This window comes from Allobosea sp. FG18 (assembly GCF_057809495.1).
Genome location: NZ_JBMDKB010000031.1, coordinates 21,616 through 36,098, shown reverse-complemented (window position 1 = coordinate 36,098; position 14,483 = coordinate 21,616). Strand labels below are relative to the sequence as shown.

The window sequence follows — 14,483 nt, the reverse complement described above, 5'->3', positions numbered from 1 at the left end:
GCGCCGCTCAGGGCGCATCTTCATTGTCGAGCCTGCGCCAGGGCAGGAGGAAGGGTTCGCCGGCATGGGAGCCGCGCAGGGCGTGGACACCGAAGACCTGCGCGAGCCTGACGTCGTCAAGGACATCCGCGGCAGGCCCGTCGGCAACCCGCCGGCCGCGATCGAGCAGCAGGAGCCGGTCGCAGAAGCGGGCGGCGAGCGTCAGGTCGTGCAGCACGACGACGACCCCGGTGCCGTCGCGGCTGATCCGGCGCAGCAGTTGCAAGCTGTCGAGCTGGTGCTGAGGGTCGAGGCCGGCCAGCGGCTCATCCGCCAGGAGATAGGGCGCCTCCACCGCCAATGCCCGCGCCAGCAGGACGCGACGGCGCTCGCCGCCCGAGAGCGTGCCGACCGCGCGGCCGGCGAAGTCGGCGACGTCGCAAAGCGCCAGCGCCCGTGCGACCGCCTGGCGGTCAGCTTCGCCGGCCTCGGCGAAGGGGCGGCGATGCGGCAAGCGACCGAGCCCGACCAGCGCCTCGACGGAGAGCGCCGCCGGCGCCTCGCCGCCCTGAGCGAGAAAGGCGACGCGGCGCGCGAGCGTGGCTCGACCGAGCTCCCGTGCCGTAGAGTCGTCGTAATCGACGCCGCCACGGTCAGTCGCGAGCAGCGCCGCCAGCACGCGCAGCAAGGTCGTCTTGCCGGCGCCGTTGGGGCCGATCAGGCCGAGAACCTCGCCAGGCCGGACCTGCGCATCGACCCCTTGCAGGATCGGCCTGCCGCCGAGCGAAACCGTGAGGCCGGACGCCGTGATTGCCATCACATGGCCTCCCGGCGCAGGCGCTGCACCAGCGCGAAGAGGAAGGGCGCGCCGATCAGCGCGGTGACCACGCCGAGCTTGAGTTCCGGCCTGACGGGCATGAGCCGCACGCCGATATCGGCCGCAAGGACGAGAATGGCGCCGCCGAAGCCGGAGGCGATCAGCAACCGGCCCGGCCGATGACCGACCAGTGGGCGCAGCAGATGCGGCACGACCAGACCGACGAAGCCGATCGCGCCGGTGACGGCGACCGCGCTGCCGACGGCCAGCGCCGCGCCGCCGACCAACCGCGCCCGTAGCCAGGCGAGGTCGAAACCGAGGCTCGCGGCCGTGTCCTCGCCGAGGCTGAGCGCATCGAGCGCCGGCGCCGCCGAGGCGAGCAGGACCCAGCCGAGCAGCATCAGGGGCAAGGCGAGCGCGACATGGTTCATGCTCCGATCCGCCAGCGAGCCCATCAACCAGAAGACGATCTCCAGCGCCGCATAGGGATTGGGCGCGAGATTGAGCGCGAGCGCGGTCGCAGCTCCGGCAAAGCTGTTCAGCGCCACGCCCGCAAGGATCAGCGTGGTCGTGCTCGCGCCGCGGCCGAGCAGGACGAAGAGGATCACGGTCGCCAGCAGCGCGCCGGCGATACCGCCGAGCGGCAGGGCAAGGGCAAGGCTGGCAGAGAGCCCGCTATAGAAGGCGAGGACGGCGCCGAAGGCCGCGGCGCTGGAAATGCCGATCACGCCGGGCTCGGCGAGTGGATTGCGCAACAACCCCTGCATCGCCGCGCCGGCCATGCCAAGGCTGAAGCCGACGAGGGCGCCGAGCAGGGCGCGCGGCAGGCGCAGTTCGTAGAGCACCAGCGCCGGCAGGCTTTTCTCCCCTGCGAGGAGGTCCGTCACCGCCTGGCCGAGCGCCAGGGGCGCGTAGCCGACGGCCATGGACATCACGGTCGCGGCCAAGGTGGCGAGAGCGAGCAGGCTCAACAGCACCGCCGGCCTGACGCCGCGTGAAGCCTCCGACCTCATGACTTCTCCTCCACGGCACGCACCAGCATTTCGATCGCGTCGAGCACGCTCGGGCCGGCGCAGGTCCAGAGCCGCGACGGCAGCGCGACACGCTTCAGCCGGGCGCCGAGCCGGTCGATGACGGGATGGTGCAGGATCTCATGAGCCAGGGACGGCGGGCCGTCCGGCGTCTCGTTCAGGATCAGCACCTCGGCGCGGCCGAGCGCCACGGTTTCGAGCGCGATCTGGCCATAGCTCTCGACGCCGAGCTCGGCCGCGATGTTGACGAGGCCGGCGCGTGTCAGAATCTCGTCGACGAGCGAACCCCGGCCAACCGTGAAGCCGCTGGGACGGAGCACGACCGCCCGCAACGGCCGCTCGACGCGGCGGGCGGCCAGAGCCTGCAGGCGCTGCTCGACCTCCTCAAGCAAGGCCTGTCCGCGCGTGGGCTCGCCGAGCAGGTCGGCCATCTCCGTGATCTGCGCCTTCATCTCCGCGAGATTGCGGGGAACGCCGAACTCCCTGACCGTAACGCCGACGCGCCCGAGCAGGGAAACGGTGGCGCGCGTCGTATAGGCACCGGCGACGACGAGATCGGGCTTGAAGCCCAGCACCTCCTCGGCAAGGCCGTGATTGGCGGGGACCCGGCGCGCGGCCTCGGCCATGTTGGCGTTGCGCGGGTCCTGCGACAGCCACGTCACCGAAGCGATGCGTGCGGGATCGGCCAGGCGCAGGACGAGTTCGTCCGTGCACATGTTGAGCGAGACGATGCGCGCCGGCCGGTCCGCAGCAAGCGAGACCGATGCCATCGCGCCCGCAAGCGCGATGGATAGGAGGCAGGCGCCGCGCAGACGGCGCAGGACGAGGGGCAGGTTCATCCGTCGATGGCCACCTTGATACCGCCGAAGACACCGAGGCCCGGCACGAGGAAGCCGACCGGATTCTCCCAGCGCTTGTCGAAGAGGTTATCGACCCGCCCGAACACCGTCACCTTGTCGGTCGCATTGTACTCGGCGGCGAGGTTGACCAGCGTCGCACCCTTCGCCCGCATGCGGGGCACCGAGAAGTCGCGATTGCCGTCGACCCAGGAGCCGATATGGATCAGCGTCGCCGAGAGGCTGAGCTTGTTCGTCGGCGTCCAGGTCGCGGTCGCGCTCGCCTTGTGGCGCGGCCGGCGCAGCAGTTCCTGCCGCGCGATCTCGTCCTTGGCGAGGGTGAAGGTGTAGTCGGCGCGGATGCGGAACTGCGGCGAGATTTCCAGCGTGGCGAAGGCCTCGACGCCCTTCGTCTTCGCCTTGCCGATATTGGCGTAGGAATCGCGCCTGGTGTTGGTGACGATCAGGTTCTCGATATCGTTCTGGAACCAGGTCGCGCCGAGTTGCAGGCGCTTGTCGAAGAGCGGCTGCTCGAAGCCGACATCCCAGCCTCGGCTTTCCTCCGGCTTCAGGTTCGGGTTGCCGAAGAAATTGTAGCCGGGACGATAGTCGATGAAGAGCTCGCTTAGCGTCGGCGCCTTGAAGCCGGTGCCGTAGCTCGCCTTCAGCTTGGTCTCCGTACCTGGGATGAGGACGGCCGGCGTGATGCGGTAGGTCGTGTGCCCGCCATAGCTGTCGTCATGGTCGTGGCGGATGTTGGCCGCCATGAAATAGCGATCCTCGATATTGCCCTGGTATTCGAGATAGGCCGCCTTGTTGCCGTTCGAGGCGATCAGGCTCGCCGTATCCAGCCGCTCGCGCTCATATTGCAGGCCCGTGATCAGGTTGTGGCCCTTGGTGATCTCGAGATTGCCGCGCCAGTCGAGCTTGGTGCGCTCGCCAAGGCTCTGATTGGGCAGGCCGAGCAGGCCGGTCGTCGCGGAAGCCGTCCGCGTTCCCCTGTCCTGCCGCGAGTAGGAGACGCCGAAGGTGTTGACGAAGCGCCCACTGAGCGGGTCCCAGACCACTTCGCCGCGGGTGAAGGCCTGCGCATAGTTCTGCTGGGAGCGATAGGGCGAGGGCTTGCTCGGGAAGCCGGTGTCGCCGGTATTGCGCAGCTGGCCGTCTTGGTAGCGGCCGACCCAGTTCAGCGTCAGCGTGTCGGTGAGCGCGAAGCCGAGGCGGCCGGAATAGCTGTAATTATCGAAGATGTTCGGGTTGATCCGGCGGCCGGGCGGCACGAGGTTCGGCGGCGTCACCTCGGTCCCGTCGGCGCGGAAATGCGCGGCGTTGAAGGCGTAGTTGAAGCGATCGTCGCCGCCGCTGAAGCCGAGGGACTGGTTGAACGTGCCGTGCGATCCGCCTTCGACGCGCGCGGTCATCTTCGGCGGCCCCTCGCCGCGCTTCGTGGTCACCGAAATGACGCCGCCCAGCGCGTTGGCGCCGTAGAGGCCGCTCTGCGGGCCGCGCAGCACCTCGATGCGCTCGATATCCTCGATCAGCATTGAGCCGAAATCGAAGGAGCGGTTCGGTGCCGAGGGATCGTTGGCCTCGATGCCGTCGATCAGCACCTTGACGTGGTTGGAATTGGTGCCGCGCATGAAGACCGAGGTCAGGCCGCCCGGCCCGCCGGTCTGCACGATGTTGAGGCCGGGCACGGCGGCGAGCGCCTGTGGCAACGTCCGGCGCTGCTGCTGTTCGATATCCCGGGCGGTGATGACGGTGACCGAGCTCGCAATCTCGCGGGCGGGGGTCGGCGTTCCCGTGGCGCTGACGACGATCTCGTCGAGCGCGATCGTCGCGGGAGCCGGTTGGGCGAAGGCCGGAGCGGTTGCGCCGGCGATCGCGAGGCAGGAGGAGAGCAGCAAGCGGCCGCGTCCGGCGGCCGGGAGGAAGACGTTCACGATGGAGACCTCGGGCGTTGACGTCAGTGGCACGTCACCGCGAACGCGATCTCCCATCAGCCGTACGAAAGACGGCGAACGGTCGAATCAGCGATCGGCGCACCCCGGCCGAACGTGTCCGCGTGTGACCACGGCTGACGGCAGGTCTCCTGGCTCGCGGGTCGCTGCCCTTCACCGCCTTCCCAGGTCCGAGGCCCCAGTGGCGTATGGCGAAAGGCTCGCCGCTTACAGTTGCGGGGGCAGCCACGGCATGGGGTGGTTGGCCACCCGCACCGCGTTCCCTTTTGATCCCGTGAGGGAACCGTCGGATCGACGAGTAGGGCGAAAAAGTGGCGACGTCAAACAGCTGCCGCACCGAAATCGAAGCCATGAACAGGCTCGGCAATCGTGGCGACTGCGCTATACTCGCAGCAACAGAAGCAGATAGGCACCCGCTCGATGCTGGCCGAGACTTTGCCCCCCGCGAGCGTGGGCGTTACCGTCAAACTCTACGACGACCTCTCCTCGGCCATCGTCTCCGGGGAGATCGCGCCCGGCGCCAAGCTGAGCGAGCCGGCGATCGCGCGCCGCTTCGGCGTCAGCCGCGCGCCGGTTCGCGAGGCGATCCGGCGCCTGCAGGAGCGCGGGCTCGTCACCTATGTCGCCAATCAGGGCGCGCGCGTCGCCGAGCCGAGCGCGGCCGAGTTCCTCGCCCTGCTCGACGTGCGCGAGGCGACCGAGGGCATGGCTGCCCGTCTCGCCGCCGAGAGCATGAGCGAGGCCGAGATCGCGGCGCTCGATGCACTGGTCCGGGGCCATCGTGGCGAGATCGAGCGCAACCCGATGGGCGCCTATCTCCAGGACGAGCCCGAGGCCGATTTCCACCGCCGGATCGCCAAGGGCAGCGGCAATCCGATTCTGGCCGAATTGCTCTGCGAGCAGTTCTACCCGCGCCTGCGCCTGTGCCGGCGCCTGCATTCGACCGTTCCCGGGCGCGGCCGCGAGGCCTGGGGCGAGCATATGCGGATCACCGAGGCGATCAGCCATCGCGACGGAGAACTCGCGGAGATCCTGATGCGCCGCCATATCCGCGCCGCCCGCATGGCGCTTCAGGCGGCGCTAGCCGTGAGCGAAAGCGCCAAGCCGGGCAAGCGCCGGAACGGTGGGAAGCGCTGATCCGGTTCAGCCGGTAGCAGCGACCGACTGCCCTTCCGCCTCGGCGCGGCGGCGGCGATGGGCGAGCAGCGGCGGTACGATCAGGACCAATGCCGCGATCCCGAGCAGCGTCGCCGCGATCGGCGTGCCGACCAGCACGCTCCAGTCGCCCTGGCTGACGGCGAGCGCGCGCCGGAGCTGGATTTCCGCTTGCGGGCCGAGGATCAGCCCGATCAGGGCCGGCGCGATCGGGAAATCATGGACGCGCGCGACATAGCCAACGAGGCCGAGGCCGCACATCAGGGCGAGGTCCATCCAGGAGGTCGAGAGCCCCCAGACGCCGACCATCGCGAAGACGACGATGCCGCCATAGATGTAGTGGCGCGGGATCAGCAGCAGTCGGACCCAGATGCCGACCAGCGGCAGGTTGAGGATCAGCAGGATGACGTTGCCGATATAGAGCGAGGCGATCAGGCCCCAGAGCAGATCGGGATTGGTCGCGAAGAGCAGCGGGCCGGGCTGGAGCCCGTAATTCTGGAAGGCGGCGAGCAGGACGGCGGCCGTCGCGGTCGATGGCAGGCCGAGCGTCAGCAACGGCACGAGGATGCCGGCGGCGGCCGCGTTGTTGGCCGCCTCGGGGCCGGCGACGCCCTCGATCGCGCCCTGCCCGAACTCCTCCGGATGCTTGGTCAGGCGGCGCTCCAGCGCATAGGAGAGGAAGGTCGGGATTTCCGTTCCGCCGGCCGGCAGCGCCCCGATCGGGAAGCCGATGACGCTGCCGCGCAGCCAGGGCTTCCAGGAGCGCTTCCAATCCTGTTTCGTCATCCAGCTTCCACCGGAGAGCGGATTGACGGCGGCCGGAGCCGCGCTGTGCCGGCTTGCGACATAGAGCGTCTCGCCGATCGCGAAGAGCGAGACCAGCACGACCGTGAACGAGATGCCGTCGAGCAGTTCGAGCGTGCCGAAGACCATGCGGGTCTGGCCGGTCTGGGTATCGATGCCGATCGTGCCGAGCGCCAGCCCGAAGAACAGAGCGGCGAAGCCGCGCACCATCGAGCGCCCCATCACCACGGCGACCGCGGTGAAGGAGAGCATCATCAGCGCGAAATAGTCCTCCGGGCCGAAGACGAAGGCGAGCTCGGCGATGGCGGGCGCGAGGAAGGTCAACGCCAGCGTGCCGATGGTGCCGGCAACGAAGGAGCCGACGGCAGCCGTCGCAAGTGCCGCGGCGCCGCGGCCGCGGCGGGCCATGCGGTTGCCTTCGAGCGCCGTCATCACCGAGCCGCTCTCGCCCGGCGTGTTCAACAGGATCGAGGTGGTCGAGCCGCCATAGAGCGCACCGTAGAGGATACCGGCGAACATGATGAAGGCCGAGGCCGGATTGACCTGTGCGGTCACCGGCAGGAGCAGGGCGATGGTCAGGGCCGGGCCGATGCCGGGCAGGACGCCGACCGCCGTGCCGAGGCCACAGCCGATGAAGGCCCAGAACAGGTTCATCGGCTGCAAGGCAACCGCGAACCCGCCGAGCAACTGGTTCAGGATGTCCATGGCTTAGCCCAGCAGCGGGAAGAAGGGGCCAAGGCTGATGCCGAGGCGGGAGAAGCCGAGCCAGGCGAGGCTGGCGATCAGCGCGCCGATGCCGAGATCGAGCAGGGTACGGCGCGAGCCGAAGGCATGGGTCACCAGCGTGAAGGCCAGCATCGCGCTGAACGGAAAGCCGAGCCAGCGGATCGTCAGCAAGGGCACGCCGACACCGGCCAGCGCCATCAGGAAGGCGGCGCGCGAGAACGGCGCCTCCTCCTCGTCATCACCGGCGGGTGCGAGCTGCCCCTTCAGCGCCTGAAGGATCAGCAGGAAGCCGAGCAGGACGAGCCCGAGCCCGACGGCGAGCACCATCGCCGCCGGCCCGACGCCGACATAGTTGGTGGTGGAGGCGATGCTGCGTGCGCCGTTGAGCCAGAGCGCCCCCATGACCAGGATCGCGAGCCCGAGCCACCAGGGCCGTCCACCCGCAGCAGCCGAACCGTTCTTCATCGATGACATCTGCCTTGCCGCCCTTCGCGATGGATGGCGGGCGGTGCGCTCAGGCGCGCCGCCCGGCTTCGACGGAGGCTATTTCAGGATGCCGACTTCCTTGAGCGCGCTCGTCCAGTTGGTCTCCTCGCTCTTGAGGAAGGCGTTGAAGGCGTCGCCCGGCAGATAGGCGTCCTCCCACCCTTGCGTCTTCAGCGTCTCCTTCCACTCCTTGGTGGCGTGGAGCTTGGCGAAGCGGTCGAGCCAGGTCTTCTTGGCGGCGTCGCTCATGCCGGGCGCGCCGACGAAGCCGCGCCAGTTGCCGACCTCGACCGGGATGCCGGCTTCCTTCAGCGTCGGGGCATTGAGCCCGTCGACCCGCGTCGGGCCGGAGGTCGCGATGATGCGGATGCGGCCGGATTCGGCGAAGGCACGGAATTCCGAGGCGCCGGAGATCGCCGCCTTGATCTTGCCACCGCCGAGCGCAGCGAGGATCTCGCCGCCGGAGAAGGCGACGAAGTTGATCTTGCCGACAGGCGCGCCGGCATGCTTGGCGAGCAGCGCCAGCATGACATGGTCGGCACCGCCGGCCGAGCCGCCGCCGACGGAGAGCGCGCCGGGATCGGCCTTGAGCGCCGCGATGAAGTCCGCGGGCGTCTTGATCGGTGAGTTCGCGGGTACCGCGATGGCGTTGTACTCGTTGGTCAGACGCAGCAGCGGCGTCGTGTCCTTGAGCGAGACCGGCGTCTGGTTGGTGATGACGCCGCCGACCATGATGACGCCGGTGACCAGCAGGGCGTTGTCATCGCCCTTGGCGGTGCGGACGAATTCGGCGAGGCCGATCGTGCCGGCGGCACCGCCCTTGTTGGTGAAGGACGCGCCGTCCGTGAAGACCTTGGACTGGGCGAAGGCCGCCATGGTATGGCGACCCGCCCCATCCCAGCCGCCGCCGGGATTGGCGGGGATCATCACCTTGGCAGGCTCCGCCAAGGCCGCACCGGTGCCGAGCCCCAGGGCCAGGACGCCGGCCATCGTCAAACGCTTCAGCATCTTTCATCTCCTCCCGTTGTCGTTACGCCGCCCTTTTCGAGCTGGTCGTTTCTTGCCGCATCATCCGCGGGTCGGGCGCCAGGTCGTTCCGGCGCCCCGCTGTCCTCATGCACTGCGCTCGCGCTGGGGCATGCCTTCCGGCGCGATGGTCGCGACGATCGAGGCGTCGAGCGCCTCGTAATCGGCGAGCCCGATCGTCTTGTAGAGCTCGACCCGCGTCTGCATCTGGTCGACCATGGCATGCGTGCCGCCGTCGCGGGCAAGCGCGGCGTAGAGCTTCTCCTGCGCCTTGTTGGCGACGCGGAGCGACGAGACCGGCCAGATCACCATGCGATAGCCCATCGCCTCGAACTCGGAGGCGGTGAAGAAGGGCGTGCGGCCGAACTCGGTCATGTTGGCGAGCAGCGGCACGCCGGGCATGCGGCGGGCAAACTCGCGGAACATCTCGGCCGTGGTCAGCGCCTCCGGGAAGATCGCGTCGGCACCGGCTTCCAAATAGAGCTTGGCGCGGGCGACGGCGCCGTCGATGCCCTCGCTTGCGGCGGCATCGGTGCGGGCGATGACGTAGAGGTGCCGGCGAGCCTTCGCGGCAGCGGCGACCTTGGCGGCCATGTCATGGGCGTCGGCCAGCTTCTTGTCGTTGAGATGGCCGCATTTCTTCGGCAGGAGCTGGTCCTCGATATGGACGGCGCCGGCCCCGGCCTCCTCGAAGACGCGCACCATGTGCATGACGTTAAGCGCCTCGCCATAGCCGGTATCGCCATCGACCAGGAGCGGCAGGCCGCAGGCCCGCGCGATCTGGCGGATGAAGAAGGCGACCTCGTCGACGGTGATCATGCCGAGATCGGGGATGCCCATCGAGGCCGTCATCGCCGCGCCCGACAGATACAAGCCCTCGAAGCCGGCCATCCTGGCCTGAATCGCGGCCATGCCGTTATGGGCACCGGGAAGCTGGGCTATGCCGCCGCGCTCGACCAGCGCGCGGAAGCGCTGGCCGGCCGGCTCTGACGGAAGATCTGAGGCGACGAGATAGGGCATGGGCACTCAGTTGCAGTAGAGATCGACGTAGTCGTTGACGGACATCGCCTCGAGCTTCGCCTGATCGAGCGAAACGTCGAGAATCTCGCGCTGGCGCTTCTCGACGAAGCGGCGGGCGAGGTTGGTGCGGAACTTGGCTTCGAGTAGCGGAATGCCGTCGGCGCGGCGGCGCTTGTGGCCGATCGGGTATTCGACCACGAGCTCGGGCAGCACTGTGCCGTCCTTCAGGGTCACCGTCATGCCATTGGCGATCGAGCGCTTCTCGGGGTCGTGGTAGTCGCGGGTGAAGGCCGGGTCCTCGACGCATTCGATCTTGTCGCGCAGCGCATCGATGCGCGGATCGGCGGCGACATCGTCCTCGTAATCGGCGGCGGTGAGACGGCCGAAGATGAAGGGCACGGCGACCATGTACTGGATCGTATGGTCGCGATCGGCCGGATTATGCAGCGGTCCGCGCTTGTCGATGATGCGGATGCAGGCCTCGTGCGTACGGATTTTGATCGAAGCGATGTCGTCGCTGCTGCGGCCCATCGCCTTGAGCTGATCGTGCAGGGTCATCGCAGCCTCGACCGCGGTCTGCGAGTGGAACTCGGCCGGATAGGAAATCTTGAACAGCACGTGCTCCATCACATAGGAGCCGTAGGGGCGCTGGAACTTGAAGCTCTGGCCGCGGAACGAGGCGTCGTAGAAGCCCCAGGTCTTGGCTGACAGCGCCGTGGGATAGCCCATCTCGCCGGTGCGGGCGATCAGCGCGAGCCGGACGGCACGGCTGGTGGCATCACCCGCCGCCCAGCTCTTCCGCGAGCCGGCATTGGGAGCGTGGCGATAGGTGCGCAGCGCCTGCCCGTCGACGAAGGCGAGCGAGAGCGCATTGACGATCTCGTCGCGGTCGAGCCCGAGCATGCCGGCGACGACCGCGGTCGAGGCGACCTTGACCAGGATGACATGGTCGATGCCGACCTTGTTGAAGGCGTTCTCCAGCGCGAGGCAGCCCTGGATCTCGTGCGCCTTGATCATCGCGGTCAGGACGTCGCGCATCGTCAATGGCGACTTTCCGGCGGCGACCGCGGTGCGCGACAGCCAGTCGGCGACCGCGAGGATGCCGCCGAGATTGTCGGACGGATGGCCCCATTCGGCGGCGAGCCAGCAATCGTTGAAGTCGAGCCAGCGGATCATCGTGCCGAAATTGAAGGCGGCCTGGATCGGGTCGAGCTGATAGGGCGTGCCCGGCACGCGGGCGCCGTTCGGCACGGTCGTGCCGGGGACGACGGGGCCGAGCAGCTTGGTGCAGGCGGGGTATTCCAGCGCCTCCATGCCGCAGCCCATCGTGTCGATCAGGCAGTTGCGGGCGGTCTCGTAGGCGAGGCTGCTCTCGACGCGATAGTTCAGCACGTAGTCGGCGATATCGACGAGAACACCGTCCGGAGCCGGACGCTCATTGTTGTTGAATGTCGCCATTTTGGGCCGTTCCTCGCATCGATCGCTCGCCTTTTCAGCCTGGCCAGCATTTATTGTCGACACAAATTACATTGACACGCCCGTTTGACAAGCACCTCTGGCTCGCTAATCTAAAAATTGTCGACAATCGAACCGGGCCAGTCATGAGCCCGGACTGCGACGCCCCCCCGCCACCGACAGGTGGGAGCAACAGGACTTTCGGAGGAACGCCATGAGGACAACGATCGCCACCTGCTGTGCGCTGCTGCTCTCGGCAACCGTCCACGCACAGGACTTCCAGCCGCAGAACCCGGAATGCATCGCACCTGCCGCCCCCGGCGGCGGCTTCGACCTGACCTGCCGGCTGACCAGCCGCATGCTGAACGAGACGGGACTGGTCGGCCCGTCAATCCGCACCACCAACATGCCGGGCGGCATCGGCGCCATCGCCTATAACAACATCCAGGCGCAGCGCGCCGCCGACGCCAATGTCATCGTCGCGGTCTCGACCGGCTCCTGGGTCAATCTCGCCCAGGGCAAGTTCGGCCGCTTCAGCGAATCCGACGTGCGCTGGCTCGGCGCGATCGGCGCCGATTACGGGGTGCTCGCCGTGCGCAAGGACAGCCGCTTCAAGACCCTCGCCGAGGTCGTCGAGGCCCTGAAGAAGGACCCGACCTCGGTCAAGGTCGGCGCCGGCGGCACCGTCGGCAGCCAGGACTGGATGAAGCCGGCGCTCGTCCTGAAGGCGGCCGGCGTCGATCCGCGCAAGATGCGCTATCTCGCCTATGAAGGCGGCGGCGAGGCGATCGGCGCCCTGATCGGCGGCCATATCGACCTCTTCCCCGGCGATGCCTCCGAGGTGCGCGGCCAGTTGGAGGCCGGCGAAATCCGCCTGCTCGCGACCTTCTCGGACAAGCGCCTGCCCGGCGCCTTCGCGCAGGTGCCGACGGCCAAGGAACAGGGCTATGACGTGCAGTGGCCGATCGTGCGCGGCTTCTACGCCCCGCCGAAGGCGCCCGAAGCGTCCTATACCTACTGGACGGGCGTGCTGACCAAGCTCAACGCCGATCCGCGCTGGCAAAAGGCGCGCGGCGAGCAGGGCCTGTTCGAATTCAGCATGGTCGGCGCGGAGTTCGACGCCTTCGCCAAGAAGCGAACCGCCGATTTCCGGGCGCTGGCCGCCGAGGTCGGCCTCGCCAAGTAAGGCCAAAAGCCCTTCGACAAGGCAGCGGAACGGGAGGAGATCATGATCGATCGCCTGGTCGGGTTGATCTGCGCGCTCATCGGCGCGGGCGCGATCTGGCACGCGCAGACCCTGCATGTGCCGTTCGCGGCCGATCCGGTGGGGCCACGCGTGTTCCCGACGATCATCGGCGGCGTGCTGATCCTGGGCGGGTTCATCCTGATGTTGCGCCCAGGACCAGTGACGATGGAGTTCGGGACATGGCCGCGCGCGCTTGCCGTGCTCGTGGCCAGCCTGATCTACCCGCTACTCCTGCTGCCGATCGGCTTCATCGCGGCCACGGCCCTGCTCTGCTTCGTGGCCGCACTGGCCTTCCATGCGCGGCCATTGCCGGCCGCCGTATCGGCCGTCGCCACCGCGGTCGTGTTCTTCGTGCTGCTTGACAAGATGCTCGACCTGCCGTTGCCGCGCGGACCGCTGGGGATCTGAGATGGACGCATTCGCCGCCCTCCTCACCGGCTTCCAGGTCGCGCTCACCCCGCTCAATCTCACTGTCGCCTTTGCCGGCGTGGCGCTCGGCACCGCGATCGGCGCGCTGCCCGGCATCGGGCCGATCAATGCGGTGGCGCTGCTGCTGCCGCTTTGCTTCGCGCTGAAGCTGCCGCCGGAGACGGCACTGATCCTGCTCGCCGGGCTCTATTACGGTAGCGGCTATGGCGGCCGCATCTCCTCGATCCTGCTCAATATCCCCGGGGATCCCGGGCTGGTGATGACGACGCTCGATGGCTATCCGCTGGCCAAATCCGGGCGCGGCGCGGCGGCACTCGCCATCAGCGGCATCGGCAGCTTCGTCGGCGGAACCAGCGCCGTCATTCTGATGACCTTCCTCGCCGTGCCGCTGACGCGGCTCGCGCTCTCCTTCGGCCCGGCCGACTATGTCGCGCTGATGGTGCTGTCCTTCGCGCTGCTCGGCACGATGAGCGAGGGCAAGGCGGTGAAGACCTGGATCGCGGTCGCGCTCGGGCTCCTGCTCGCCATGGTCGGCATCGATGGCGGCACCGGCGTCGAGCGCTTCACCTTCGGCTCGCTGGAACTCCTGGGCGGCATCGACTTCACCAGCCTGACGATCGGCCTCTTCGCCGTCGCCGAGATCCTCTTCCTGGCGGAAGGCATGATCAGCGGCGTGGTCTCCCGCACCGGCAACGGCGCGCGCCTGACCTTCCGGGAAATCGTCTACTGCATCCCCGCGATGCTGCGCGCGACCGGGCTCGGCTTCTTCCTCGGCGTGCTGCCGGGCACCGGCGCCTCCGTCGCCTCGGCCATGGCCTATACCGCGGAGAAGCGCATCTCGGACAAGGGCACCTTCGGCAAGGGCGACATGCGCGGCCTCGCCGCGCCGGAAACCGCCGACAACGCGGCGCAGACCGGCTCGATGGTGCCGATGCTGGCGCTCGGCATTCCCGGCTCCGGCACCACCGCCGTGATGCTCGGCGCCTTCATGATGTACTCGATCACGCCCGGCCCGCTGCTGTTCACGCAGCGGCCGGAGGTCGCCTGGGGTCTGATCGCCTCGATGTATATCGGCAATCTGATGCTGCTGGTTTTGAACCTGCCGCTGGTCGGACTGTTCGCGCGGCTGCTGCTGGTGCCGGCCTGGATCCTCTATCCCGGCATCCTCGCTCTGTCCTATGCCGGGGTCTACGCCGTCTCGAACTCGGCCTTCGAACTGCTGATCACCACCGGGATCGGCGTCCTCGCCTATATCCTGCGCAAGGTTGGCATTCCGCTGATTCCGCTGATGCTGGCCTTCGTGCTCGCCCGGCTGCTGGAGGACAATTTCCGCCGGGCGCTGTCCCTGTCGGATGGCGGCTACGAGATCCTGTTCTCGACGCCGACGAGCATCGTGCTCTGGCTGCTGGCGATCGTCGCGATCGGCCTCCCGCTGATCCGCAAGCCGAAGCTTCATCAAGCGGCGATGGCCGAAGCCGGAAAGCCGGGCGCCTGAGCGGCGCTCGGACCAGC

Annotated in this window: 13 protein-coding genes and 1 riboswitch; of the genes, 4 read left to right on the top strand and 9 right to left on the bottom strand. The window is 68.2% G+C overall.

Annotated elements, in window-relative coordinates; all coding sequences use genetic code 11:
* Positions 1-7: 7 nt before the first annotated feature.
* The 4 genes from ACODTJ_RS25840 to ACODTJ_RS25825 are packed head-to-tail and all read right to left on the bottom strand — an operon-like array spanning position 8 to position 4,606.
* Positions 8-796 carry an ABC transporter ATP-binding protein gene (locus ACODTJ_RS25840; protein ID WP_454658616.1) on the bottom strand — a complete coding sequence of 263 codons (789 nt, stop codon included), beginning with the start codon at positions 794-796 and terminating at the stop codon, positions 8-10.
* A complete protein-coding gene (locus tag ACODTJ_RS25835) occupies positions 796-1,809 on the bottom strand; it encodes a FecCD family ABC transporter permease (RefSeq protein ID WP_454658617.1) in 1,014 nt (337 codons plus the stop codon). The genes ACODTJ_RS25840 and ACODTJ_RS25835 overlap by 1 nt, the downstream gene beginning before the upstream one ends.
* Positions 1,806-2,666, bottom strand: a complete 861-nt coding sequence (locus ACODTJ_RS25830; protein WP_454658618.1) for an ABC transporter substrate-binding protein — start codon at positions 2,664-2,666, stop codon at positions 1,806-1,808. The genes ACODTJ_RS25835 and ACODTJ_RS25830 overlap by 4 nt, the downstream gene beginning before the upstream one ends.
* Positions 2,663-4,606 carry a TonB-dependent receptor plug domain-containing protein gene (locus ACODTJ_RS25825; RefSeq protein ID WP_454658619.1) on the bottom strand — a complete coding sequence of 648 codons (1,944 nt, stop codon included), beginning with the start codon at positions 4,604-4,606 and terminating at the stop codon, positions 2,663-2,665. Before ACODTJ_RS25825 ends, ACODTJ_RS25830 begins: the two co-directional genes overlap by 4 nt.
* 122 nt (positions 4,607-4,728) lie before the next feature.
* Positions 4,729-4,927: riboswitch (cobalamin riboswitch) on the bottom strand.
* Positions 4,928-4,993: 66 nt separating this feature from the next.
* On the opposite strand from ACODTJ_RS25825, the gene ACODTJ_RS25820 reads away from it, so the two are divergent.
* Entirely contained in the window at positions 4,994-5,761 is a 768-nt protein-coding gene (locus ACODTJ_RS25820) for a GntR family transcriptional regulator (protein WP_454658620.1), read from the top strand.
* Between the two features lie 6 nt (positions 5,762-5,767).
* Here the strand turns inward: ACODTJ_RS25820 and ACODTJ_RS25815 are convergent, their stop codons facing one another.
* The 5 genes from ACODTJ_RS25815 to ACODTJ_RS25795 all read right to left on the bottom strand — a co-directional run bounded on the left by ACODTJ_RS25815 (position 5,768) and on the right by ACODTJ_RS25795 (position 11,299).
* Positions 5,768-7,288 carry a tripartite tricarboxylate transporter permease gene (locus tag ACODTJ_RS25815; RefSeq protein WP_488850774.1) on the bottom strand — a complete coding sequence of 507 codons (1,521 nt, stop codon included), beginning with the start codon at positions 7,286-7,288 and terminating at the stop codon, positions 5,768-5,770.
* Positions 7,289-7,291: 3 nt separating this feature from the next.
* On the bottom strand, positions 7,292-7,774 hold the full coding sequence (locus tag ACODTJ_RS25810) for a tripartite tricarboxylate transporter TctB family protein (RefSeq protein ID WP_454658622.1): 483 nt from the start codon (positions 7,772-7,774) through the stop codon (positions 7,292-7,294).
* 78 nt (positions 7,775-7,852) lie between these two features.
* On the bottom strand, positions 7,853-8,803 hold the full coding sequence (locus ACODTJ_RS25805) for a Bug family tripartite tricarboxylate transporter substrate binding protein (protein ID WP_454658623.1): 951 nt from the start codon (positions 8,801-8,803) through the stop codon (positions 7,853-7,855).
* A gap of 105 nt (positions 8,804-8,908) precedes the next feature.
* Positions 8,909-9,841, bottom strand: a complete 933-nt coding sequence (gene prpB / locus ACODTJ_RS25800; protein WP_454658624.1) for a methylisocitrate lyase — start codon at positions 9,839-9,841, stop codon at positions 8,909-8,911.
* Positions 9,842-9,847: 6 nt separating this feature from the next.
* On the bottom strand, positions 9,848-11,299 hold the full coding sequence (locus ACODTJ_RS25795; protein WP_488850771.1) for a bifunctional 2-methylcitrate dehydratase/aconitate hydratase: 1,452 nt from the start codon (positions 11,297-11,299) through the stop codon (positions 9,848-9,850).
* Positions 11,300-11,510: 211 nt separating this feature from the next.
* On the opposite strand from ACODTJ_RS25795, the gene ACODTJ_RS25790 reads away from it, so the two are divergent.
* Genes ACODTJ_RS25790 through ACODTJ_RS25780 form a run of 3 tightly spaced genes read left to right on the top strand, consistent with a single transcriptional unit; the run spans position 11,511 to position 14,466 of the window.
* Positions 11,511-12,482, top strand: coding sequence for a Bug family tripartite tricarboxylate transporter substrate binding protein (locus ACODTJ_RS25790; RefSeq protein WP_454658626.1), 972 nt, complete (start codon positions 11,511-11,513; stop codon positions 12,480-12,482).
* A gap of 42 nt (positions 12,483-12,524) precedes the next feature.
* Entirely contained in the window at positions 12,525-12,950 is a 426-nt protein-coding gene (locus tag ACODTJ_RS25785; protein WP_454658627.1) for a tripartite tricarboxylate transporter TctB family protein, read from the top strand.
* A 1-nt stretch (position 12,951) separates the two neighbouring features.
* Positions 12,952-14,466 (top strand): tripartite tricarboxylate transporter permease, encoded by a 1,515-nt coding sequence (locus ACODTJ_RS25780; RefSeq protein WP_454658628.1) that lies wholly within the window; start codon positions 12,952-12,954, stop codon positions 14,464-14,466.
* Positions 14,467-14,483: the final 17 nt, after the last annotated feature.